Below are 23,290 nucleotides of genomic sequence, written 5' to 3' on the forward strand. Positions count from 1 at the left end.
CTGAGTGGTGCCTGGGTGGTGCTGGGTCGTCGACGCGACGGTCACTGGCCCGCGGGGGCCGCGCCGGCCGGGCCGGCCTCACGTGCCTCCGCGACCTTCGCGCGTGTCTTCGCGCCCTTGTGCGGGGCGAGCACCATGGTCATGTTGCGTCCGTCCTGCTTGGCGGACGTCTCGACGAACCCGTACTCCCCCACGTCCGCGCCGAGCCGCTGCAGCAACCGGTAGCCGAGCTCCGGTCGGGACTGCTCGCGACCGCGGAACATGATGGTCACCTTGACCTTCGAACCCGCCTCCAGGAATCGGATGACGTGGCCCTTCTTGGTCTCGTAGTCGTGGTCGTCGATCTTCGGTCGGAGCTTCTGCTCCTTGATGACCGTCATCTGCTGGTTACGGCGAGACTCGCGCTGCTTCTGCGCCGCCTCGTACTTGAACTTGCCGTAGTCCATGATCTTGCAGACCGGCGGACGGGCGTTGGGCGCCACCTCCACCAGGTCGAGATCGGCCTCGAGGGCCAATCGCAAGGCATCTTCAACACGCACGATGCCCACCTGCTCCGAGTTCGGTCCGACGAGTCGGACCTCCGGGACGCGGATGCGCTCGTTGATGCGGGTCTCTGTGCTGATGGGGCCTCCTCGTTAGTACTCCGGTGGTGCGGGGGTTCGCGCCGGGCTGCGCCCGGATGCGGTTCCGCGGTGTGCGACGCGTTGCTCGTCGAACGCCCTCAGCCAGCGAAAAGGCCCCGTCCGATCATCGGATCGGCGGGGCCCACACTGACCGGTCGGCAGCGTCGAGCGGGTCGGCAACCCACGCACACGTGCCACCTCCAACGGGAGGTACCGCAACCGTATTCCCTCGAGGGGAGAACGATCGGGCGACCGGACCGTACAGCTGCGACGCGAGGTCGTGCCGGACGGTGGGAGCGGGCTCCACTTGCAAACCCCGGCTCTCACCGGGGCGGTCTGACATGGAAGTCTAACAGCCATGTCCGAGAATCCCCATTCCGAGGATGTCCGGGAGCTCGCGGACGTCCCGGCCGTCGAGGTCGTCACCCGCTCGATCGTGATGTTGATGAGCGCGGCCGCCGAGAAGCTCGGCCTCGCCGACGACCCCGCCGCCGCCACGCGCGTCGATCTCGACGAGGCACGCAAGCTCATCACCGCGCTCGCCGGCCTGGTGACCGCCGCCCTGCCCGACCTCGGACTCCACGCGGCACCGATCCGCGACGGCCTCAAGGGACTGCAACTGGCGTTCCGCGAGGCCAGCGCAGTCCCCGACGAGCCGGGGCAGGGACCCGGGGAGAAGTACACCGGCCCCGTCCGGTGAGATCCGGCGCTACGCCGACGCCCGCGCCCGCGACCTCGTGGTGGTCTTCGCCGCCCGCGTCGACGACTTCGCGGCCTTCTTCGCCGAGGAGGCGGCCCGGCGCGGCTTCGTCGGTGTGAGGATCTCGCGGAGGAAACCACCGGTGTGGCTCTCCGGGACCCCCGCGATCTCCTCGGGCGTGCCCTCCGCGACGACGGTGCCACCGCCCGACCCGCCCTCGGGTCCCATGTCGACGATCCAGTCCGCGGTCTTGATGACGTCGAGGTTGTGCTCGATGACGATCACCGAGTTGCCCTTGTCGACGAGTCCGTTGATCACGTCGAGCAGCTTGCGGATGTCCTCGAAGTGCAGGCCGGTGGTCGGCTCGTCGAGGACGTAGACGGTGCGTCCGGTCGACCGCTTCTGCAGTTCGGCGGCGAGTTTGACGCGCTGCGCCTCACCGCCGGACAGCGTCGGCGCGGGCTGCCCGAGACGGACGTATCCCAGACCGACCTCGTCGAGGGTCTTCAGGTACCGGTGGATCGAGGTGACCGGCTCGAAGAACTCCGCGGCCTCCTCGATCGGCATGTCGAGCACCTCGGCGATCGTCTTGCCCTTGTAGTGGACCTCCAGCGTCTCGCGGTTGTACCGGGCGCCGTGGCACACCTCGCACGGCACGTACACGTCCGGCAGGAAGTTCATCTCGATCTTGATCGTGCCCTCGCCGGTGCAGGCCTCGCAGCGGCCGCCCTTGACGTTGAAGCTGAACCGGCCGGGCTGGTAACCGCGCACCTTGGCCTCGGTCGTCGCGGCGAACAGCGTGCGGATCTTGTCGAAGACACCGGTGTAGGTGGCCGGGTTGGACCGCGGGGTACGCCCGATGGGCGACTGGTCGACCTGGACGAGTTTGTCGAGATGGTCGAGACCGGTGATGCGTGTGTGCCGACCGGGCACCTGCCGGGCGCCGTTCAACTTGTTCGCGAGGGTGGTCGCCAGGATGTCGTTGACGAGCGTGGACTTGCCCGACCCGGACACACCGGTGACGGCGGTGAGGACTCCCAGGGGGAACGCGACGTCGATGCCGCCCAGGTTGTGCTCGCGGGCGCCGATGACCTTCAGCTGTCGCTTCGGGTCGACCGCGCGGCGCTGCGCGGGGATCGGCAGGGTCTCGCGTCCCGACAGGTAGGCGCCGGTCAGCGACTCCTCGTTGACGAGCAGGTCGGCGTAGTTGCCGCTGTGGACGACCTTGCCGCCGTGCTCACCGGCCCGGGGGCCGATGTCGACGATCCAGTCGGCGGAACGGATGGTGTCCTCGTCGTGCTCGACGACGATGAGTGTGTTCCCCAGGTCGCGCAGGCGCGTGAGGGTGTCGATGAGGCGGCGGTTGTCCCGCTGGTGCAGGCCGATCGACGGCTCGTCGAGGACGTAGAGGACCCCGGCCAGGCCGGACCCGATCTGGGTGGCGAGCCGGATGCGCTGGGCCTCGCCACCGGACAGCGACCCCGCCGCACGCGACAGCGACAGGTACTCGAGGCCGACGTCGAGGAGGAAGCGGATACGCGCCTGCACCTCCTTGAGCACGCGGCCGGCGATGGCCTGCTCGCGCGCCCCGAGCGTCAGGTCGGTGAGGAAGTCGGCGCAGTCGGCGACCGAGAGCGCACACACGTCGGCGATGGACTTGGTCCCGAACCGCGGGTGGTCGAGGGTGACCGCGAGGATCTCCGGCCGCAGGCGCGCGCCCGAGCACACCGGGCAGGGGACGTCGCGCATGTAGCCCTCGTACCGGTCCTTCATCTGCTCGGACTCGGTCTGCTCCATCCGGCGGTGCAGGAACTTCATCACCCCCTCGAACTCCGTGTAGTAGGAGCGGGTACGGCCGTAGCGGTTCCGGAAGCGGACGTGCACCTGGTGGTCGCTGCCGTTGAGCAGTGCCCGACGGGCCTTCACGGGCAGTCGGTTCCACGGGGTGTGGACGTCGAAGCCCATCTGCTCGGCCAGACCGGACATCAGGCGCAGGAAGTAGTCGGCGTTGTGGCCGGTCGACCACGGCGCGATCGCCCCCTCGGCGAGGGTCATCTCCGGGTCGGGCACGACGAGTTCCTCGTCGACCTCCTTGCGGATGCCGAGTCCGTCGCACTCCGGGCACGCACCGTAGGGCGAGTTGAACGAGAACGACCGCGGTTCGAGGTCGTCGATGGCGATGGGATGTCCGTTCGGGCAGGCCATCCGCTCGGAGAAACGCCGTTCGCGCTCGGCGTCGTCCTCGTCGCGGTCGACGAAGTCGAGGACGACGATGCCGTCGGCGAGGCGCAGCGCGGTCTCGACGGAATCCGTCAGGCGCTGCTTGGCCGACGCCTTGACGACGAGGCGGTCGACGACGACCTCGATGTCGTGCTTCTCCTGCTTCTTGAGCGTGGGCGGCTCGGTGAGCGGGTGGACGACACCGTCGACCCGGACCCGCGAGAACCCCTGTGTCTGCAGCGAGGCGAACAGGTCGACGAATTCACCCTTGCGGGTACGGACCACCGGGGCGAGCACCTGGAAGCGGGTGCCCTCGCCCATCTCGAGCACCTGGTCGACGATCTGCTGCGGTGTCTGCTTGGCGATGATCGCGCCGCACTCGGGGCAGTGCGCGGTGCCGGCGCGGGCGTACAGCAGACGGAGGTAGTCGTAGACCTCGGTGATGGTGCCGACCGTCGACCGCGGGTTGCGGTTGGTCGACTTCTGGTCGATCGAGACCGCCGGTGACAGGCCCTCGATGAAGTCCACGTCGGGTTTGTCCATCTGACCGAGGAACTGACGCGCGTACGCCGAGAGCGACTCGACGTAGCGGCGCTGCCCCTCGGCGAAGATCGTGTCGAACGCGAGGCTCGACTTCCCCGACCCCGACAGTCCCGTGAAGACGATCAGGCTGTCCCTGGGGAGGTCGACGTCGATGCCGCGGAGATTGTGCTCGCGAGCCCCCCGCACGATCAGACGGTCTGCCACTGAATTGATCCCCTGCTCTCATGTGCGACGGGTGGATGGACGGCCGGATCCACTGTAGGTGCGGCCACCGACAGACCGCGTGGCGGACGGGTGGCCCGGTACCCGCACGACACCCCGGCGGGCGTGTCCGGCGCGGGTAGGTTGACGCCATGACAGCTGTGCAGGTGACCATCTCCGACGAGTACACCGGCGACGTGAGCGACCAGCAGACCGCTCACCGTCGACAGACCCCGTCCGCGACCATCACCAAGATGTCGGTCGGCCCGATGGACAACAACACCTACCTGCTCACGTGTTCCCGGACCGGCGATCAGCTGCTCGTCGACGCCGCGAACGACGCCGACCGGATCCTCGGTCTGCTCGAGGCGGTGCCCGGTCGGCTGACGACGGTGGTCACCACCCACCAGCACTTCGACCACTGGCAGGCCCTCGCCGCCGTCGCCGCCGCCAGCCGCGCCCCCACGGCGGCCGGTCGCATCGACGCCCCGGAGATCCCCGTCGCCGCCGACCGTCTCGTGGACGACGGCGACGTCATCGAGGTCGGCGACCTCCGGCTGACGGCGATCCACCTCGTCGGGCACACGCCGGGTTCGATCGCGTTGGCACTGACCGACACCGACGGCACCCACCTCTTCACAGGCGACTCCCTGTTCCCCGGAGGTGTCGGGAAGACCTGGGAGCCAGGCGATTTCGAGCGCCTCCTCGACGAGGTCAGCACCAAACTGTTCGACCGTTACGACGACGAGACCAAGGTGTACCCCGGTCACGGTCTGGACACGACCTTGGGCACCGAACGCCCCCACCTGGGTGAATGGCGCGAACGCGGCTGGTGAGGCGTGTCGGGACCCCACGGACGGCGGGTCCCTGCCGGTAACGTCGTGATCGCCCTGCCGTTGCCCGAGCCCCGGTCCTCGGCCCCAGACCGTGTCCGTTTGCCCGAGGAGGCCATCAGTGTTGATCCGCCGAATTGCCCGACCGATGCTCGCGAGCGTGTTCGTCGCGTCGGGAGTCACCGCGCTTCGCCACCCCGAACAGTTCGCCGACACCGCGCGCCCGTTCGTCAAGAAGTCGCAGGACACACTTCCGGACGACATCACCGATCCCCTTCCCGACGACGCCGAGACGTGGGTCCGCGTCAACGCGGCCGTCCAGGTCGGCGGCGGCGTGCTGCTGGCGACCGGCAAGATCCCGCGCATCGCCGCCCTGGCGCTCGCGGGTTCGCTCGTCCCGACCACGGTGGCGGGCCACGACTTCTGGAACGAGTCCGACCCCGAGGCGCGCAACGCAGCGCTCATCCACTTCCTCAAGAACGTCAGCCTGCTCGGCGGGCTGCTCATCACCGCGGTCGACACCGAGGGCAAGCCGTCGGTCGCCTACCGCGGGCGCAAGGCGGCCGAGCACGCCGCCGACGCGGTCGGTTCCGCGAACCCGTTCAGCGGTGACGACGACCGCTTCGACCACCTCAAGTCGATCGCCGCCGAGCGCGCCGGCCACTTCGCCGAGGTCGCGCGCGACCGGGCACCCGTCGTCGCCGAGGCGGCCAAGGAGCGGGCCATCCCCCTCGCCGAGGCCGCGCGCGACCGCGCCACCCCCCTGGCTGAGGCCGCGAAGGAGAAGGCGACCCCGTTCGCCGAGTCGGCGGCAGAGCGCGGTGCGGAGCTGGGCCGCAAGGCCGCCAAGGCCGCTCGCAAGCGCGCCGAGAAGGCCTCGAAGGACGCGTCGAAGCAGGCCGACAAGCTCGGGAAGCAGGCCTCGAAGGAGCGCGACAAGCTGGCGAAGAAGGCCTCCAAGGAGAGCGAGAAGCTCGCGGCGAAGGCCCGCAAGCGTGGCTCCGAGCTGGCCGACAGGGCCGCCGATCGCGGTGGGGACGTGGCCGATCGCGCTCGCGACCGCGGTGCGGACCTGCTCGACACCGCCCGCGACCGCGGCGCCGATCTCGCCGACCGTGCGCGTGACCGCGGCGCCGATCTGGCCGACAACGCCCGCGACCGCGGACCCGACCTGGTGCAGGCCGCCCGTGCCCGCGCCGAGGCGCTGTCCGTCGCCGCCCAGGACGAGGGCGTCGCACTGAGCCGCCGCGCACGCAAGCGCCTGGAGAAGGCCGCAGACGATCTGCGGTGACGTCGTCCCGCCTCGGCCCGGCGCGCGTCCTTCGCGCGGCGGGCCGAGGCACCGGCGGAGCTGGCGGTAGCCTCGTCTCCCGATGTGCCTGAGCGACACCGACACCCGCGGACCTGCCGACCACGACCCATGAGTTCCACCAGATGACCCAGACCACGCCCGACGCCACCACGGTCGAACAGGCGCATCTCGACCACGTCTACGGACGTCTCGACCGGATGCGGTCGGCGACCAACCGCCGCCTGCGCACCGCGTTGACCGAGTCCGACGGCACCCCGCAGTCCCAGTCCGAGCGGGAGTCCTACGAGCGGATGTACTCCGACGACCTCGCCAAGTTCGACGCCGCCGAGCACAACCTCTACTTCGGCCGCCTCGATCTGGAGGACGGCGAGACGCGTCGGATCGGCCGCATCGGCATCCTCGACGACGACGCCGAGGACACCACCCTCCTGCTCGACTGGCGCGCACCGCTCGCGCGGCCCTTCTATCTGGCGACCCCCGCAGCTCCCGAATCCGTCGCCGTCCGCCGACACGTCCGAACCCGCAGTCGGCGCGTCGTCGCGGTCAACGACGAACGGCTCGACGCCGGCGACCTCGACGCGAGCACCCGCGGCGACGTCGTCAACGAGGCCGCCCTCATCGGTGCGCTCACCGCGGCGCGCACCGGGGAGATGACCGACATCGTCGAGACGATCCAGCGCGAGCAGGACGAGATCATCCGCTCCACGCACCGGGGAGTCACCGTGGTGCAGGGCGGACCGGGCACCGGCAAGACCGCGGTCGCGTTGCACCGCGCGGCCTATCTGCTCTACACGCACCGGGACACGTTGTCCCGCAGCGGAGTTCTCGTCGTCGGACCGAACGACGACTTCCTGCGGTACATCGGCCAGGTGCTCCCCAGCCTCGGCGAGACCGGTGTGCTGCTCGCCACCGTCGGCGACCTGTACCCCGGCGTGCGGGCGACGGGCCACGACGAACCGGCTGCCGCGGCGATCAAGGGGGAACTCGGCGTCGTCGACATCCTGCGCGACGCGGTGCGCGACCGACAATCGCTGCCCGAGGAGACCATCACGGTCCGCTTCGACGGCTACCCCCTCGACATCGACCGCGCGGTCGTGAAACGGGCACGGGGCCGGGCCCGGTCCACGCGCCGCCCGCACAACCGGGCCCGCTCGGTGTTCGTCCGCGCGGCGCTCGACGCCCTCGCCGAGCAGCACGCCGCGCGGATCGGGTCGTCGATCGTCGACGGATCGCAGTTGCTCAGCGCCGGCGACATCGCCGACATCCGCGACGAGATGGAACAGGACGACGCGATCCGCGCCGCACTCGACGGCCTGTGGCCGCATCTCACCCCCGAGGTCGTCCTCGACGAACTCCTCCACGACGAGGCCCGACTTCGCGCCGCGACCCGAGGGCGTGACGCCTCGGAACGATCTGCACTGCTGCGTCCTGGGTCGAGCCGGGGTCGGTTCACCGTCGACGACGTCCCCCTCCTCGACGAACTCGCCGAGATCATCGGGTACGACACCGGCGAGGACGAGCGCGAGGAGCAGGCACGGTTCCGGCGCCGGCTCGCCGAGGCGCAGGAGGCCCTCGACATCCTCACCGGCTCCGCACCTCAGGATCTCGAGGACGACCTCGACCCCGAGATCCTCATGGCCTACGACCTCATCGACGCCGAGCAGCTCGCCGCACGCCAGACGCGTCGCAGTTCCCTGACCACCGCCGAGCGCGCCCAGACCGACCGGACGTGGGCGTTCGGCCATGTGATCGTCGACGAGGCACAGGAACTGTCGGCGATGGCCTGGCGGATGATCATGCGCCGCATCCCGAACCGGTGGATGACCGTGATCGGCGACACCGCGCAGACCGGCGCGCCGGCAGGCACCCGGTCGTGGGGCACCGTGCTGGAACCGTATGTGGCGCAGCGGTGGCGACGTCACGACCTCACCGTGAACTACCGCACGCCGGCGGAGATCATGGAGCTCGCCGCGCGGGTGCTCGCCGAGATCGACCCGGCAGCGGAGGCTCCGCGGTCCATCCGTCGCGCCGGGACCTCCCCCCGGTTCGTGCGAGCCGACGCGGGCCGTCGCGCGGCGGTCGCCGAGGACGCCGCGCGGATGGGCGACGACGACGGGATCAGCGCGATCGTCGTCCCCGACGACCTCGCCGCCGAGGTCGTCGACGCCGTCGGTGACACCGAGACCCGGGTGCTCACCGTCGCGGAGTGCAAGGGCCTCGAGTTCGACCGCACGGTGGTGGTCGAACCCGCGATGATCGTCGCGCAGTCCGCACAGGGCCTCAACGACCTCTACGTCGCGCTCACCCGAGCCACCCAGCGACTGACCGTGGTGCATTCCGAGCAGCTGCCGCCGTCGCTCACCGCAGACGACTGACCCCGACCGGCCATCGGCCGATCGGGGTCAGTGCGCAGCTCTTGTCCTCAGACCGTGTGGACGATGAGCACGTCACACGCCGACTTGCGGGCGACGTCGGCCGGGACCGATCCGAGCAGGCGCCCGGCGATCGAGTTCAGGCCCTTGTTGCCCACGACGAGCAGGTCGGCCTTGGAGTCACCGACGAGCTGGAGCAGCGCGTCGACCGGTGCGCCCTTCACGGGGCGGGTGGACACGTTCGCGCTGGCGGCACCTGCCTTGACGGCCCGCTCACGGGCGGTCCGCAGGATCTCCTCCGTCGGTGAACTCCCGTGGACCTGGTACGCCTCGTCCTTGAGAACGTCGGACATGGTGTTCACGTCCTTGCTCTCCTGCGGGAAGAACGCACACGCGATGAGGAGCTTCGCCGAATCGCCGGCGATGGCGCCCGCGCGCTCGACGGCCTTCATCGACGACTCGGAGCCGTCGGTGCCGACGACAACCGTGGTGTACGCGCTCATCCATTCCTCCGTCTGATCAACGATGACCGATCACTGGTACGCATCCGCAGGATCGAACACGCACTCGGACCGGACAATAATGGCACGACACGGGGTTTGTCCGACGATCGTGGTGATCGACACACCGACCCCGGTCGTGGTTCACCGGATCCCGGCGGCGTCCATCCCACGCAGCTCCTTCTTGAGATCCGCGATCTCGTCGCGGAGGCGACCTGCCAACTCGAACTGCAGATCCCGCGCCGCCGACATCATCTGGTCGGTGAGGGCGGCGATCAGGTCGGCCAGTTCGGCCCGCGGCATCGACGAGACGTCGCGCTTCTCGATGACTCCGGCACTCGATCCCGACCGCCCCGGCTCGCCCTGGGCGCGGCGTCCACGGCTGGAGTTGCGGCCCGATCCACCGACCTCGAGGCTGTCCTCCGCCTCGCGGTAGACCTGGTCGAGGATGTCGGCGATCTTCTTGCGCAACGGTTGCGGGTCCACACCCGCCGCCTTGTTGTAGGCGATCTGCTTCTCGCGGCGCCGTTCCGTCTCGTCGATCGCGTTGCGCATCGAGTCGGTGATCTTGTCGGCGTACATGTGCACCTCACCCGACACGTTGCGCGCCGCGCGCCCGATGGTCTGGATGAGGCTGGTGGTGCTGCGGAGGAATCCCTCCTTGTCCGCGTCGAGGATCGCCACGAGCGACACCTCGGGCAGGTCGAGACCCTCGCGGAGCAGGTTGATGCCGACGAGTACGTCGTAGTCACCCGACCGCAGCTGCCGCAGCAGTTCCACCCGCCGCAGCGTGTCGACCTCGGAGTGCAGGTACCGGACACGGATGCCCATCTCCAGCAGATAGTCGGTGAGGTCCTCGGCCATCTTCTTCGTCAGCGTGGTGACGAGCACACGTTCGTCGCGTTCGGAGCGGCTGGTGATCTCGTGCACCAGGTCGTCGATCTGACCCTTCGTCGGCTTCACCACCACCTGCGGGTCGACGAGACCGGTGGGCCGGATGACCTGTTCGACGAACTCGCCGCCGGACTGACCGAGCTCGTACGGCCCCGGGGTCGCCGAGAGGTAGACGGTCTGACCGATGCGGTCGACGAACTCGTCCCACGTCAGAGGCCGGTTGTCGACGGCGGACGGGAGACGGAACCCGTACTCGACGAGGTTGCGCTTGCGCGACATGTCGCCCTCGTACATGCCGCCGATCTGCGGGACGGTGACATGCGACTCGTCGATGACCATCAGGAAGTCGTCGGGGAAGTAGTCGATGAGGGTGGCGGGCGCACTGCCCGCCGAGCGTCCGTCGATGTGGCGGGAGTAGTTCTCGATGCCCGAGCAGAACCCGACCTGGCGCATCATCTCCAGGTCGTAGGTGGTGCGCATCCGCAGGCGCTGCGCCTCCAGCAACTTGCCTGCGCGCTCGAGGTCGGCGAGACGCTCCTCGAGTTCCTCCTCGATGGAGGCCATCGCCCGTTCCATGCGCTCGGGGCCGGCGACGTAGTGGGTCGCCGGGAAGATCCGCAGCGAGTCCACCTGGCGCACGACGTCGCCGGTGAGGGGATGCAGGTAGTACAGCGCCTCCACCTCGTCGCCGAAGAACTCGATCCGCACGGCCAGCTCCTCGTACGACGGGATGATCTCGACCGTGTCGCCCCGGACACGGAAGCTGCCCCGGGTGAAGCTCAGGTCGTTGCGGGTGTACTGGACGTCGACCAGGAGGCGCAGCAGCGCGTCGCGGTCGACCTGGAGTCCGACCTCGAGTTCGACCGATCGGTCGAGGTAGGACTGCGGCGTGCCGAGCCCGTAGATGCACGACACCGACGCCACGACGACTACGTCCCGCCGGGACAGCAGGCTCGACGTGGCCGAGTGGCGCAGCCGCTCGACGTCGTCGTTGATCGACGAGTCCTTCTCGATGTAGGTGTCGGTCTGGGCGATGTACGCCTCGGGTTGGTAGTAGTCGTAGTACGACACGAAGTACTCGACGGCGTTGTTGGGCAACATGTCCCGCAGTTCGTTCGCCAGCTGCGCGGCGAGCGTCTTGTTCGGCGCCATGACCAACGTGGGCCGCTGCACCTTCTCGATGAGCCACGCGGTCGTCGCGGACTTGCCGGTACCCGTCGCGCCGAGCAGGACGACGTCCTTCTCCCCGGCCAGCAGGCGACGTTCGAGCTCGGCGATGGCGGTGGGCTGGTCGCCTGCGGGCTGATGTTCGCTGACGACCTCGAACGTCGCCTCGGACCGTTCGATCTCGCCCACGGGCCGGAACTCCGAGTGGGCGACGATCGGGTGCTCTGCCGCGAATGCCATGCCTTCAGGGTAGGCGCGGGGTCCGACACATGCGCTCGGCCGGAGCGGATGTCCGCCTCGGGCGTTAGCATCCGCCGATGACCCTGGCCCATCCCCCGAAGCGGGAGGTGTTCGACGTCCCGGCGGGGACCAACACCGACAACAAGGGTGTCGTGCGGCCGGTGGCGGTGTACCGGGCCACCTCGTTCGGTCTGTACATGTCCCGCACGGCCGACCACCCGCGGTTCCACCACCTCGAGTCGTGGTTGATGCCCGCGCTCGGACTCCGGGCCAGCATCTTCCACTTCCGCGACGACCACCGGTCCGACCAGCGTCTCTACCTCGACGTGGGACGGTTCGTCGGCCCCGACGACCAGGGGAGGTGGCATTCGGTGGACTGGTACCTCGATCTCGTCGACCACCCCGGACGACCGCTGGAACTCCTCGACGTGGACGAACTGCTCGACGCGCACCGCACGGGTCTGCTCGACCTGGCCGACGCGACCGCCGCCGTCGAGATCGCCGCCTCGACCCTCGCGGGGGTCGCAGCGACCGACCACGACCTCGAGCGGTGGTTCGCCGGGAAGGGGTGCCCCCTCTCCTGGAAGGACGGGTGAGCCGGCAGTCAGCTCTCCGGTGCCACGACCACCGTGGCCGGACGTCCGGGATCGGCCGATCCGTGGACCTGTCGTCCGTCGCCGGTCTCGGTGAGCGGGAAGCCCGCCTCGGCGAGCGGCTCGACGAGCGCCTGGGCCGCCGCAGCATCGGCGACGGTCACGTCGATCGTGACGTCGTCGCCGGATCCGTCCCGGGTCACCGCTCTCGCGCGGTCACCCGCGACCGCCCGCAGTCTGTTCTCCACCCGCACCGACACGGCATCGAGATCGGCCGGCGCGGTGGGCCCGACCGGGACGGCAGCCGTCCGCGACCGCACGTTCGCCTCGTAGGGCACGAGTCGGTCGTCCCAGAGCTGCGCCGCGGCGGCGGCGAGCGCCTCGGGTGCACCGGAGTTGTCGAGCCAGACGTCGGCCACGGCTCGTCGCTGGTCGTCGTCGGCCTGGGCCCGGATCCGGGCGGCCGCGTCCTCGGCCCCCATCCCCCGCTGCTCGGTCAGTCGCCGCAGACGCGTCTGCTCGTCGGCCCACACGATGACGACGAGATGGAACATGGGGGCGTACCCGGCCTCGACGAGCAGCGGGATGTCCTGGACGACCACGGCGTCGTCGGGTGCGGCCTGCAGCAGCTCCCAGGTGCGCGCACCCACCCTCGGGTGCGTGATCGCGTTGAGCCGCGCGCGGCTCTCGTCGTCGACGAAGGCCCGCGCGGCGAGCGCCGCACGATCGAGTGCACCGTCGGGGTCGAGGATGTCGTCGCCGAACTCCGCGACCAACTCGGCAAGGCCGTCGCTCCCCGGGGCGACGACCTCGCGGGCGATGACGTCGGCGTCGACGAGGTATGCCCCGCGGTCCGAGAACGCCCTGGCCACCGTCGATTTCCCGGCTCCGATGCCGCCGGTGAGCCCCACTCTGATCACCCGGCCAGTCTGTCAGACGACGGGTGCGGATCGGTCGACCGCGCGGATCAGCGCGGGGACACGCCGAGCAGATACGACAGCTGGGTCGCGATGGGGTTCAGGTTCAGCTTGTCGGGATCCTTCTTGGGGTTGTCGTCCCAGGGCTGCGTGACATCGGGGTCGGCGTAGACGGCGTTCTGGGCGCCACGCACGTCGGTCGGGTTGCCCTGCGCCACCGCACACCGCGCGTCGGTGTTGAACGGGAAGTCGTCGTAGTTCACGTCGAAGTCCGGGTTCTTGCGTTTCTCCTCGGCGATGATCTGCCGCGTCTTCTCGTAGCCGAGCGTGCACGACGGCGGGTTGTTGGTCTCGAGCGTGGCGCCGAAGTGGATGGTGCCGTCACCCGGAGCCGTCGAGTAGGCGCCGGTCGAGAGCGCGGGCAACATCGACAGGAGCGGTGACACGCCGTAGAAGCTGCCGCTGACGTTCCGGACGTCCTTGCCGAGATCGCGCAGCGCGGTCGTGATGTCGCCGCCGCTGCGTTCGAGCAGCGCCGACAGCTGTGAGGCCGAGGTCTGCCCCGTCGTCAGGAGCCGACGGATGTCCGGGTCACTCGAGGCCAGTTGTGCGGTGACCAGGGTGAGACTCTTCGACCAGTTCAGGATCTCGTCGGACTGGGCGGCCTGCGTGCTCAGCACGGTGTCGGAGTTGCGGATCAGCGAGATCGTCTGCGGCAGATTGTCGTTGCCGGACTTCGACAGATTTGCCAGCGAGTCGATCAACGACCGCAGGTTCTCCCCGTTGCCGTCGAACGCCTTGCCCAGCTCGGTGACCACCGTGTGCAGGTCGTCCAGCGGCACCGACTCGCTGAGATCGACCGCAGACGACACGACGTCCTGCACCGGCACCGGGATCGAGGTGTTGGTGATGACCGACCCGTCCTTCAGGTACGGCCCACCGACCGTCGACGGACGCAGGTCGACGTACTGCTCACCGATCGCCGACCGGTTCGCCACCACCGCCTGCGCGGACGCCGGGATGTCCGGGCCGCCGGTGTCCAGAGCGAGGTCGACGCGGACGCCGTCGGGCCGGAGACGCAGTGCACCGACGCGCCCGACGGGCACACCCTGGTAGGTGACCTCGGCGTTGGTGAAGATCCCGCCGGAATCGACGAAGTCGGCGTGCACGGTGTACAGACCGGCGCCGACGAGGTGATCGAGTTTGACGTAGCGGATCCCGACGATCGATCCGAAGACCACCGCCACCACCAGGATTCCCACCAACTGCCAGATCTGCAGTCGCGAGACCATGTTCACGGCGGTCGTCCTGTCGAGCGGAGAGTGTCGTCGAGCCCGCGAGACGTTCGTCCTCGGTGACGAATCGGCGCGTCACGCCGACTCTCAGAACACTCTCAGGTGACAACATCCAGTGGCAAGGTCACACGGCCGCGGCGGCGGGATGTCGGGCGACGACTCGATCACAGCAACCGGCGGGTGTGTCCCACATCACGAGAACGGCGCCTCGACCCGTGCGGGTCGAGGCGCCGTCGTCGTACGCGGAGCGGGTGTCAGGCGTTGCCGGACAGCTTCTCTCGCAGAGCGGCGAGCTGCTCGTCGCTCGCCAGCGAACCGCCGCGCGGGGCGCTCGTCGAGGTGGTCGTCGTCGCCGGGCCACCGGTGGCGGTCGTCGACTCCGAGGAGTAGTCGGTGGGGGCGTTGGCCGCCTCCTCCGCCGCCTTGGCGAACTTCTCGATCTGGGCGGTGTGCAGCTTGTGACGACGCTCGGCCTCGGCGTACCGGGCCTCCCATGCCTCACGCTGCTTCTCGAAGCCCTCGAGCCATTCGTTGGTCTCGGGGTCGAAGCCCTCCGGGAAGATGTAGTTGCCCTGCTCGTCGTAGCTGTCGGCCATGCCGTACTTCGACGGGTCGAACTCCTCGGTGTAGTCCTCGTTGGCCTGCTTGAGGCTCAGCGAGATCCGACGACGCTCGAGGTCGATGTCGATGACCTTGACCATCGCGTCGTCGTTGACCGAGACCACCTGGTCCGGCACCTCGACGTGACGCTCGGCCAGCTCCGAGATGTGCACGAGGCCCTCGATGCCCTCCTCGACACGGACGAACGCACCGAACGGCACCAGCTTGGTGACCTTGCCCGGGACGATCTGACCGATCGCGTGGGTGCGGGCGAACTGACGCCACGGGTCCTCCTGGGTCGCCTTGAGCGACAGGGAGACACGCTCGCGGTCCAGGTCGACGTCGAGCACCTCGACGGTGACCTCGTCACCGACGGCCACGACCTCCGACGGGTGGTCGATGTGCTTCCACGACAGCTCGGAGACGTGCACCAGACCGTCGACCCCACCGAGGTCGACGAAGGCACCGAAGTTGACGATCGAGGACACGACGCCCTTGCGGACCTGCCCCTTGGCCAGCTGGTGCAGGAACTCGCTGCGGACCTCGGACTGGGTCTGCTCGAGCCAGGCGCGACGCGACAGGACCACGTTGTTGCGGTTCTTGTCGAGCTCGATGATCTTCGCCTCGATCTCCTTGCCGATGTACGGCTGCAGATCGCGCACGCGACGCATCTCGACGAGCGAGGCGGGCAGGAAGCCGCGCAGCCCGATGTCGAGGATCAGGCCGCCCTTGACGACCTCGATGACGGTGCCCTTGACGGCCTCGTCCTTCTCCTTGAGCTCCTCGATCGTGCCCCAGGCGCGCTCGTACTGTGCGCGCTTCTTGGACAGGATCAGGCGACCCTCTTTGTCCTCCTTGGTGAGGACGAGTGCTTCCACCGCGTCGCCGACCTCGACGACCTCGTTGGGGTCGACGTCGTGCTTGATGGACAGTTCACGGGAGGGGATGACGCCCTCCGTCTTGTACCCGATGTCGAGCAGGACCTCGTCGCGATCGACCTTGACGATGGTTCCCTCGACGATGTCGCCGTCGTTGAAGTACTTGATCGTGGAGTCGATGGCGGCGAGGAAGTCCTCGGCAGTGCCGATGTCGTTGACGGCAACTTGCGGCGAGGCGATGGTGGAGGACGGCATGTGGTGGGTTGCTCCGGACAGGTGGTAGTAGGTTCTGTGGATCTCGGACGGTCGATGCAACCGGACTGACGGGCTTATTTGTTCCGCCGCCGACCCGCCGTGTCGGTCCCGACGGACCGATCGGACGAGGGCATGACCACCCACGCGTGCATTGGGCATGCGCGAGTGCGAGGCTACGCCAGGGCCCTGACGCTGGGCAAACAGGGGTGAGAGGGCCGTTGACCAGACCTGCACGGGGAGTCTCCCCCGACTCCTCGGCGAGTGAGGACGCCAGCCGCCGTTGGTGGGATTCCGACGCCGGCTCCTACGACGACGAGCACGGGGAGTTCCTCGGCGTCGGCTCCCCCGGCGGCGAGTTCGTGTGGTGCCCGGAGGGCCTGCACGAGGGCGACGCGGGGCTGCTCGGCGAGGTGGCCGGTCGTGACGTCCTCGAGGTGGGCTGCGGGTCGGCACCGTGTGCACGCTGGCTCGCCACCCACGGCGCACGTGTCGTCGGTCTCGACGTCTCGGCGGCGATGCTCGCCCGTGGGCGACGGGCGATCGCGGCGGGGTCGTCGCCGCACGTCCCCGCCCTCGTGCAGGCGGGAGCCGAGCACCTGCCGTTCGCCCGGGACTCCTTCGACATCGTCTGCTCCGCGTTCGGGGCCGTCCCGTTCGTGGCCGACTCGGCCCGCGTCATGGCCGAGGCCGCGCGCGTGCTGCGTCCCGGCGGCCGCTGGGTGTTCGCCGTCAACCACCCGGTGCGCTGGATCTTCCCCGACGACCCCGGTCCGCGCGGCCTCACCGCGGCGATCCCCTACTTCGACCGCACGCCCTACGTCGAGGTCGACGACGACGGGCGGATCGCCTACGTCGAACACCACCGCACCATCGGTGACCGCGTCCGCGAGATCCGCGCCGCCGGGCTGGTCCTCGACGACATCGTCGAGCCCGAGTGGCCGGAGTGGTTGGAGCAGGAGTGGGGCCAGTGGAGCCCGCTGCGCGGCCAGTACTTCCCCGGCACCGCGATCTTCGTGACCCATCTGCCCCGCTGACGCCGATCAGAGCAGGCGGGAGAGGAAGGTCTTCGTGCGCTCCTCGCGCGGTGACGACAGCACCTGCTCCGGGACCCCGCTCTCGACGATCCGACCACCGTCCATGAAGACCAGGTGATCGGCGACCTCGCGCGCGAAGCCCATCTCGTGGGTGACGACGACCATCGTCATCCCCTCCGAGGCCAGGTTGCGCATCACCTCGAGGACGTCACCGACGAGTTCGGGGTCGAGCGCGGACGTCGGCTCGTCGAACAGCATCAACTTCGGGTCCATCGCCAGGGCCCGTGCGATCGCGACACGCTGCTGCTGGCCACCGGACAGCTGCGCCGGGTACGCGTCGGCCTTGTCGGCGAGGCCCACCTGCTCCAGCAGGTCCCGCGCCCGGGCGACGGCCGCGGTGCGGTCGCGACCCTTCACCCGGATCGGTGCCTCGACGATGTTCTCCAACGCCGTGCGGTGACCGAAGAGGTTGAAGTGCTGGAACACCATGCCGATGTCCCGACGCTGCTTCGCCGCCTGCTTCTCGCTCAGCTCGTAGAGCTTCCCGTTCGACTCGCGGTACCCGATCAGCTCGTCGTCGACGTAGAGACGGCCCGCGGTGACCGACTCGAGGTGGTTGATGCACCGCAGGAACGTCGACTTGCCCGACCCCGACGGTCCGATCACGCACAGCACCTCGCCCCGCTTCACCTCCAGCGAGACCCCGGTGAGCACCCGCATCGACCCGAAGTCCTTGCACACCTGCTCGGCCCGCACCATCGGTGTCGTCACGATCCCCCCGCCCCTGCGCTGCCGTCTCGTTGACCGGTCATGGCCTCCATCGCCGCGAGCTGCCGCCCGGTGAGCGCCCTTGTGGCACCGCGCGCGTAGTACCGCTCGAGGTAGAACTGCCCGACCATGAGGATGCTGGTGACCACGAGGTACCAGGTCGACGCGACCAGCAGCAGCGGGATCGGTTGGAAGTTCACACCCGAGATGTCCGATGCGCGGCCGTAGAGCTCGAGGCTGAACGGCACGGCGGTGACCAGGGTGGTGGTCTTCAGCATGCTGATGACCTCGTTGCCCGTCGGCGGGATGATCACCCGCATCGCCTGTGGCAGCACCGTCCGCCACATGGTCTGCGCCCACGACATGCCGAGCGCCTTCGACGCCTCGGTCTGTCCCTCCCCGACCGACAGGATGCCGGCCCGGACGATCTCGGCCATGTACGCCGACTCGTTGAGCGCCAGACCGATGACGGCGAAGGTGAACGCGGCGTTGAGATCCTGGATGTCGAACTCGGCGAACGTCGTCGAGAACGGGATCCCCAGCTTGATGGTCTTGTAGATCGACGGGAACAGACCCCAGAACACCAGCTGCACGTAGACCGGCGTACCGCGGAAGATCCACAGGTAGACCCAACTGACCGTGCGCAACACCGGGTTCGGCGTCAGACGCATCACCGCGAGCAACGCGCCGAGGACGACGCCGATCACCATCGACAGCACCGTCAACGCCAGCGTGTAACCGACGCCCGACAGGATCCGCGTGTCGAACAGGTACTTCCCGTACGTCGACCAGCCGTAGGCGGGGTTGGTCGCCGCGCCGTAGACGAACAGCACGACGAGCACCGCGACGACGACCGCCGCCACCCACTGGCCCGGCCGCCGGACGGGGATGGCCTTGATCGGGGCGGGATCCGACGGGCCGCCCGCCGGATCACCGCCACCACCGGTGGAGGTCACCGGGTCAGCTGGTCGCGCCGTTGATCACGGACTTCGTGATGGCGCCTTCCTGCACACCCCACGAACCGGCGATCGCCCGGTACGTGCCGTCGTCGATGAGCGCCTGGACGGCCTTCTGCAACACCGGGCCCAGCGGCGAACCCTTCTCGACGGGGTAGCCGTACGGGGCCGCGTCGAAGATGGTCCCGGCCTTCTCGATCTTGCCGCCGGACTGCTTGATCGCGTACGCCGTCACCGGCGAGTCGGCCGACATCGCGTCGACGCGGCCGAGGACGAGGGCGTTGGTCGCGTCGGCCTGGCTGTCGTATTTCTGCTTGATGATGGCCGGCTTGCCCGCCTTGGTGCACGCCTCGCTCTTGGCCGGGATGTCGTCGGTGTCCTCGACGGTGTCGGACTGGACGGCGACCCGAAGCCCGCACGCGTTGTTCGGGTCGACGTTCTTGCCCGTCTGCTGCGCCCACTGCACGCCGGCGCTGAAGTAGTCGACGAAATCGACCTGCTGCTGACGCTCCTTGGAGTCGGTGAACGACGACATCCCCATGTCGTAGGTCCCCTGCTGGACCGCCGGGATGATCTTCGCGAAGTCGGACTCCTTGTACTCGGCTCGCACACCGAGCGTCGCGGCGATCGCGTTCACGAGGTCGACGTCGAAGCCGACGATCTTGCCGCTGGAGTCCTTGAACTCGTTGGGCGCGTAGGGGACGTTGACGCCGACGACGATCACGCCGGCGTTCTTGATCTTCTCGGGCAGTTGCGCGGCGAGCGCGTCGTTCTTCGCCACGGATGTGGGTGCACCGGACGACGGGGCGGCGCCGGAGCCGCCGCCCTCGCTGTTCGTGCAGCCCGCGGCCGCGAGCAGGACGACTGCCGCGGCGGCGACGGTGGTCGCGAAACGTGTCGATCGCACTGATTGATCCCCTCGGGTACTGGCGACACGGCGTGTCGTCGCCTCGGAGTGACAGTAGACGACATGAACGCCCGGCAGCGCTGCGGTAACCGCCAATTAACCCGGGTCGGATCAGCCGCCGATCAGACTGTCCCCATGGCACATTCCGTCGAACTCCTCCCCGACCGGGACACCGAACGGCGCATACGGGGTGTCTGGGAGGCCCTCCTGGACGCCGACCTGCCGAGTCAGGCGGCCGTGACCGCCGAGTCCAACCGTCCGCACGTCACCGTCGTCGCGGCGCGGTCGATCTCCGACGACGCCGACGCGGCACTGCGGGTCCAGGCGGTCCGGCTCCTGCCCGTGACGGTCGAACTGGGTGCGCCGGTCGTGTTCGTCGGACGGTCGGCGACCGTCGCGCTGTGCGTCGTGCCCACCGCGCACCTGCTGGATGTGCACGCCACGGTGACCGCGACGGCGTCCGAGGTCGCGGTCGACCCCGTCGACCACTGCGAGCCGGGGCGCTGGACCGCCCATGTGACGGTCGCCCGTCGGGTCCCCGTCGAGCGGCTCGGTGACGTGCTGCGGGTGGTCGCCGACCACCGCGTCGACGGCAGGGTCCGCCTCGACGGTCTCCGCCGGTGGGACTCCGACCTCCGCACGGTCACCGACCTGAGCGGCTGATCCGTGCGGCACGGTCGATCAGTGCGCGGCGTCGTCCCAGGAGCGTCCGTAGCCGACCGAGACGTCCAGTGGGACCGACAGTTCGATCGCGCCGCCCATCTTCGCGCGCACCAGGTCCTCGAGGGCCTCACGCTCTCCGTCGGCGACCTCGAACACGAGCTCGTCGTGCACCTGCAGCAGCATCCGTGAGGTGAGCCCGGTGTCGGCCAGTGCCCGCTGCACGTCGATCATCGCGACCTTGATGATGTCGGCCGCGGTGCCCTGGATCGGCGCGTTGAGCGCCGCGCGCTCGGCGACCTCACGGCGCTGACGGTTGTCGCTGTTGAGGTCGGGCAGGTAGCGCCGACGTCCGAACAGCGTCGACGTGTACTCGTTGCGTCGGGCCTCCTCGACCGTCTCGTGCAGGTAGTCGCGGACACCGCCGAAGCGCGCGAAGTACGCCTCCATCTGCTCCTTGGCCTCGGAGGTGCTGATCTTGAGCTGAGCGGCCAACCCGAACGCGCTGAGACCGTACGCCAGCCCGTAGGACATGGCCTTGACCCGACGGCGCATGTCCACGGTCACCTCGTCGATCGGGACACCGAATGCGCGGGAGCCCACGAAGCTGTGCAGGTCCTCGCCGGTGTTGAACGCCTCGATCAGTCCCGCGTCCTCCGACAGGTGCGCCATGATCCGCATCTCGATCTGGCTGTAGTCGGCGGTCATCAGGCAGTCGTAGGCGTCGCCCGAGGGACTGCTGCCGACCACGAAGCCCTTGCGGATGTCGCGGCCCGCCTCGGTGCGGACCGGGATGTTCTGCAGGTTCGGCTCGGTCGACGACAGGCGACCGGTGGCGGCGATCGTCTGGTTGAACGTCGTGTGGATGCGACCGTCGTCGGACACCGACTTGAGCAACCCGTCGACGGTGACCTTCAGCCGGGTGGCGTCGCGGTGCTCCAGGAGGTGTTCGAGGAACGGGTGCTGGGTCTTCTCGTACAGACCGGCGAGAGCATCGGCGTCGGTGGTGTAGCCGGTCTTGGTGCGTTTGGTCTTCGGCATCTCCAGCTTGTCGAAGAGGACCGTCTGCAGCTGTTTCGGCGACCCGAGGTTGATCTGCTCCCCGATGACCGCGTAGGCGGCGTCGGCCGCGGTCCGGATGCGGTCGGCGAAACCCTGCCCCAGCGCCTCGAGGTGCGTGGTGTCCACCGCGATGCCTGCCGCCTCGATCTCCGCGAGCACCATGAGCAGGGGCAGCTCCATGTCGGTGAGGAGCGCCAGCGAGTCGATCGTCTCGAGTTCGGCGTCGAGGACGGCGGCGAGCTCGTGCACGGCCTGCGCGGCGATCATGTGCTGTTCGGCGGCGTGCGCCTCCTCGGCCTCGCCGTCCAGCAGGGACATCTGGCCGTCGTCGGGGGCGTCGTCGGAGCGCAGTTCCCGACGCAGGTAGCGCAGTGCGAGATCGTCGAGGTTGAACGAGCGCTGTCCCGGACGCACGAGGTAGGCGGCCAGCGACGTGTCGCTGGTGACACCGGACAGCGGCCACCCCCGACCGCGCAGCGCGTGGAACGCCCACTTCGCCTCGTGGACTGCCTTCGCGACGGAACCGTCGCCGAGCCAGTCGACGAGTGCGGACTCGTCGTCGGGGTCGAGCAGTGCGGTGTCGAGGAATGCCGCCTGCCCGTCCTCGGCGCCCAGGGCGATCCCCTCGGTGTCGCTGCCGAACACGCGGGCGGGTCCGATGACGACGAGCGCGGTCCGGCCGGTGCGGGCGTGGTCGTCGAGCCATGCCCGCACGGTGCCCGCGGCGAGGATCTCGCCGTTGACGTCGAACCCGGACTCGGCCTCGGGTTCGACGGAGCTCAGCGTGGAGAACAGTCGGTCACGCAGCACGCGGAACTCGAGGTCGTCGAAGAGTTGGTGGATGCGGTCGCGATCCCACGGCTTGAGGGCGAGGTCCTCGGGGGCCAGCGGCAGGTCGACGTCGCGGACGAGTTCGGTGAGTCGACGGTTCATCAGCACCGACGTCAGGTTCTCGCGCAGCGCATCACCCACCTTGCCCTTCACCTGGTCGACGTCGTGGACGAGCGCCTCCAGCGACCCGTACTCGCGGATCCACTTCGCCGCCGTCTTCTCCCCCACCCCGGGGATGCCGGGGAGGTTGTCACTCGGGTCGCCGCGCAGCGCGGCGTAGTCGGGGTATTGGGCGGGGGTGAGGCCGTATTTGGTGGAGACCTCCTCCGGTGTGAACCGGGTGAGCTCGGAGACACCCTTGCGGGGGTAGAGGACCGTGGTGTGGTCGTCGACGAGCTGCAGGGCGTCACGGTCACCGGTGACGGCGAGCACGCGGAAACCGGCCGCGCGGGCCTGCGTGGTGAGCGTGGCGATGATGTCGTCGGCCTCGAAACCCTCGATCGCGAGGACCGGGATGCCCATCGCCGCCAGGACGTCCTTGGTGAGGTCGACCTGGCCGGCGAACTCGTCCGGGGACTTGGACCGCTGGGCCTTGTAGTCGGAGAACATCTCGGCACGGAACGTCTTGCGGGACACGTCGAACGCGGCCGCGATGTGGGTGGGCTCCTCGTCGCGGAGCAGGTTGATCAGCATCGACGTGAACCCGTAGACGGCGTTGGTCGTCTGGCCGGACGCGGTCTTGAAGTTCTCCGCGGGCAGCGCGAAGAACGCGCGGTAGGCCAGCGAGTGCCCGTCGAGCAGCATCAGGGTCGGGGCGGACCCCTTCGCGGACGACGAGCCCTTCGCGGGGCCGGTGCGGGTCGCGGACGTCGAGGCGGGAGTCACACCCCGAGTCTAGGGAGCGTGCCCGACAGCCTGTGGGGGCCCGG

General features: G+C 69.1%; 18 protein-coding genes. 7 read left to right on the plus strand and 11 right to left on the minus strand.

Translation table 11 applies throughout. The annotated features are described in order from the left end of the window. Nucleotides 1–41: 41 nt before the first annotated feature. Nucleotides 42–623, minus strand: coding sequence for a translation initiation factor IF-3 (gene infC, locus ACXVUM_RS19495; RefSeq protein ID WP_458523778.1), 582 nt, complete (start codon nt 621–623; stop codon nt 42–44). Nucleotides 624–981: 358 nt separating this feature from the next. Between infC and ACXVUM_RS19500 the strand changes: the two genes are divergently transcribed. Continuing rightward, nucleotides 982–1,323 carry a DUF1844 domain-containing protein gene (locus tag ACXVUM_RS19500; RefSeq protein WP_458523596.1) on the plus strand — a complete coding sequence of 114 codons (342 nt, stop codon included), beginning with the start codon at nt 982–984 and terminating at the stop codon, nt 1,321–1,323. A 9-nt stretch (nt 1,324–1,332) separates the two neighbouring features. Here the strand turns inward: ACXVUM_RS19500 and uvrA are convergent, their stop codons facing one another. Beyond that, complete coding sequence (uvrA, locus tag ACXVUM_RS19505) at nt 1,333–4,290, minus strand: excinuclease ABC subunit UvrA (protein WP_458523597.1); 2,958 nt, start codon at nt 4,288–4,290, stop codon at nt 1,333–1,335. Between the two features lie 149 nt (nt 4,291–4,439). Here uvrA and ACXVUM_RS19510 point away from each other — a divergent pair, with 149 nt between their 5' ends. The 3 genes from ACXVUM_RS19510 (at nt 4,440) to ACXVUM_RS19520 (ending at nt 8,807) form a co-directional block, all read left to right on the plus strand. Then, nucleotides 4,440–5,123 (plus strand): MBL fold metallo-hydrolase, encoded by a 684-nt coding sequence (locus ACXVUM_RS19510; protein WP_458523598.1) that lies wholly within the window; start codon nt 4,440–4,442, stop codon nt 5,121–5,123. 118 nt (nt 5,124–5,241) lie between these two features. After that, the gene (locus tag ACXVUM_RS19515; protein ID WP_458523599.1) at nt 5,242–6,411 is read left to right on the plus strand and encodes a DoxX family membrane protein; all 1,170 of its coding nucleotides are present in this window, start codon (nt 5,242–5,244) and stop codon (nt 6,409–6,411) included. Nucleotides 6,412–6,554: 143 nt separating this feature from the next. After that, nucleotides 6,555–8,807: an ATP-binding domain-containing protein gene (locus ACXVUM_RS19520; protein ID WP_458523600.1), complete on the plus strand. Its 2,253-nt coding sequence runs from the start codon at nt 6,555–6,557 to the stop codon at nt 8,805–8,807. A gap of 47 nt (nt 8,808–8,854) precedes the next feature. Here ACXVUM_RS19520 and ACXVUM_RS19525 read toward each other — a convergent pair whose 3' ends face one another. Together ACXVUM_RS19525 and uvrB are read right to left on the minus strand one after the other, a co-directional pair. Next, nucleotides 8,855–9,307: a universal stress protein gene (locus ACXVUM_RS19525; RefSeq protein WP_458523601.1), complete on the minus strand. Its 453-nt coding sequence runs from the start codon at nt 9,305–9,307 to the stop codon at nt 8,855–8,857. A 141-nt stretch (nt 9,308–9,448) separates the two neighbouring features. Then, entirely contained in the window at nt 9,449–11,605 is a 2,157-nt protein-coding gene (uvrB, locus tag ACXVUM_RS19530; protein WP_458523602.1) for an excinuclease ABC subunit UvrB, read from the minus strand. Nucleotides 11,606–11,682: 77 nt separating this feature from the next. Here uvrB and ACXVUM_RS19535 point away from each other — a divergent pair, with 77 nt between their 5' ends. Further along, the gene (locus tag ACXVUM_RS19535) at nt 11,683–12,201 is read left to right on the plus strand and encodes a DUF402 domain-containing protein (RefSeq protein WP_458523603.1); all 519 of its coding nucleotides are present in this window, start codon (nt 11,683–11,685) and stop codon (nt 12,199–12,201) included. Between the two features lie 8 nt (nt 12,202–12,209). Here ACXVUM_RS19535 and coaE read toward each other — a convergent pair whose 3' ends face one another. From coaE to rpsA, 3 genes are all read right to left on the minus strand, one after another. After that, the gene (gene coaE, locus ACXVUM_RS19540; protein WP_458523604.1) at nt 12,210–13,118 is read right to left on the minus strand and encodes a dephospho-CoA kinase; all 909 of its coding nucleotides are present in this window, start codon (nt 13,116–13,118) and stop codon (nt 12,210–12,212) included. A gap of 47 nt (nt 13,119–13,165) precedes the next feature. Continuing rightward, nucleotides 13,166–14,407 carry an MCE family protein gene (locus ACXVUM_RS19545; protein ID WP_458523779.1) on the minus strand — a complete coding sequence of 414 codons (1,242 nt, stop codon included), beginning with the start codon at nt 14,405–14,407 and terminating at the stop codon, nt 13,166–13,168. Nucleotides 14,408–14,664: 257 nt separating this feature from the next. Then, nucleotides 14,665–16,143 carry a 30S ribosomal protein S1 gene (rpsA, locus tag ACXVUM_RS19550; RefSeq protein ID WP_458523605.1) on the minus strand — a complete coding sequence of 493 codons (1,479 nt, stop codon included), beginning with the start codon at nt 16,141–16,143 and terminating at the stop codon, nt 14,665–14,667. A 218-nt stretch (nt 16,144–16,361) separates the two neighbouring features. Between rpsA and ACXVUM_RS19555 the strand changes: the two genes are divergently transcribed. Next, nucleotides 16,362–17,177 carry a class I SAM-dependent methyltransferase gene (locus ACXVUM_RS19555; protein WP_458523606.1) on the plus strand — a complete coding sequence of 272 codons (816 nt, stop codon included), beginning with the start codon at nt 16,362–16,364 and terminating at the stop codon, nt 17,175–17,177. A 6-nt stretch (nt 17,178–17,183) separates the two neighbouring features. On the opposite strand, the gene ACXVUM_RS19560 is transcribed toward ACXVUM_RS19555, so the two are convergent. From ACXVUM_RS19560 to ACXVUM_RS19570, 3 genes are read right to left on the minus strand one after another with little or no spacing between them, the layout of a single operon-like run. Next, nucleotides 17,184–17,936 carry an amino acid ABC transporter ATP-binding protein gene (locus ACXVUM_RS19560; RefSeq protein ID WP_458523780.1) on the minus strand — a complete coding sequence of 251 codons (753 nt, stop codon included), beginning with the start codon at nt 17,934–17,936 and terminating at the stop codon, nt 17,184–17,186. Nucleotides 17,937–17,944: 8 nt separating this feature from the next. Continuing rightward, nucleotides 17,945–18,901, minus strand: coding sequence for an amino acid ABC transporter permease (locus ACXVUM_RS19565; RefSeq protein WP_458523607.1), 957 nt, complete (start codon nt 18,899–18,901; stop codon nt 17,945–17,947). Between the two features lie 4 nt (nt 18,902–18,905). Then, on the minus strand, nt 18,906–19,808 hold the full coding sequence (locus ACXVUM_RS19570; RefSeq protein WP_458523608.1) for an ABC transporter substrate-binding protein: 903 nt from the start codon (nt 19,806–19,808) through the stop codon (nt 18,906–18,908). 135 nt (nt 19,809–19,943) lie between these two features. Here ACXVUM_RS19570 and ACXVUM_RS19575 point away from each other — a divergent pair, with 135 nt between their 5' ends. Next, a complete protein-coding gene (locus tag ACXVUM_RS19575; RefSeq protein ID WP_458523609.1) occupies nt 19,944–20,471 on the plus strand; it encodes a 2'-5' RNA ligase family protein in 528 nt (175 codons plus the stop codon). 18 nt (nt 20,472–20,489) lie between these two features. On the opposite strand, the gene polA is transcribed toward ACXVUM_RS19575, so the two are convergent. Then, complete coding sequence (polA, locus tag ACXVUM_RS19580) at nt 20,490–23,246, minus strand: DNA polymerase I (protein WP_458523610.1); 2,757 nt, start codon at nt 23,244–23,246, stop codon at nt 20,490–20,492. Nucleotides 23,247–23,290: the final 44 nt, after the last annotated feature.

Source organism: Williamsia sp. SKLECPSW1, from assembly GCF_054332755.1.

Coding starts and splice junctions, on each gene's coding strand:
- ACXVUM_RS19525 (WP_458523601.1), bottom strand. CDS start 9,307: ATGAGCGCGTACACCACGGTTGTCGTCGGCACCGACGGCTCCGAGTCG.
- uvrB (WP_458523602.1), bottom strand. CDS start 11,605: ATGGCATTCGCGGCAGAGCACCCGATCGTCGCCCACTCGGAGTTCCGG.
- ACXVUM_RS19510 (WP_458523598.1), top strand. CDS start 4,440: ATGACAGCTGTGCAGGTGACCATCTCCGACGAGTACACCGGCGACGTG.
- ACXVUM_RS19575 (WP_458523609.1), top strand. CDS start 19,944: ATGGCACATTCCGTCGAACTCCTCCCCGACCGGGACACCGAACGGCGC.
- ACXVUM_RS19545 (WP_458523779.1), bottom strand. CDS start 14,407: ATGGTCTCGCGACTGCAGATCTGGCAGTTGGTGGGAATCCTGGTGGTG.
- ACXVUM_RS19500 (WP_458523596.1), top strand. CDS start 982: ATGTCCGAGAATCCCCATTCCGAGGATGTCCGGGAGCTCGCGGACGTC.
- ACXVUM_RS19520 (WP_458523600.1), top strand. CDS start 6,555: ATGACCCAGACCACGCCCGACGCCACCACGGTCGAACAGGCGCATCTC.
- ACXVUM_RS19560 (WP_458523780.1), bottom strand. CDS start 17,936: ATGGTGCGGGCCGAGCAGGTGTGCAAGGACTTCGGGTCGATGCGGGTG.
- rpsA (WP_458523605.1), bottom strand. CDS start 16,143: ATGCCGTCCTCCACCATCGCCTCGCCGCAAGTTGCCGTCAACGACATC.
- ACXVUM_RS19535 (WP_458523603.1), top strand. CDS start 11,683: ATGACCCTGGCCCATCCCCCGAAGCGGGAGGTGTTCGACGTCCCGGCG.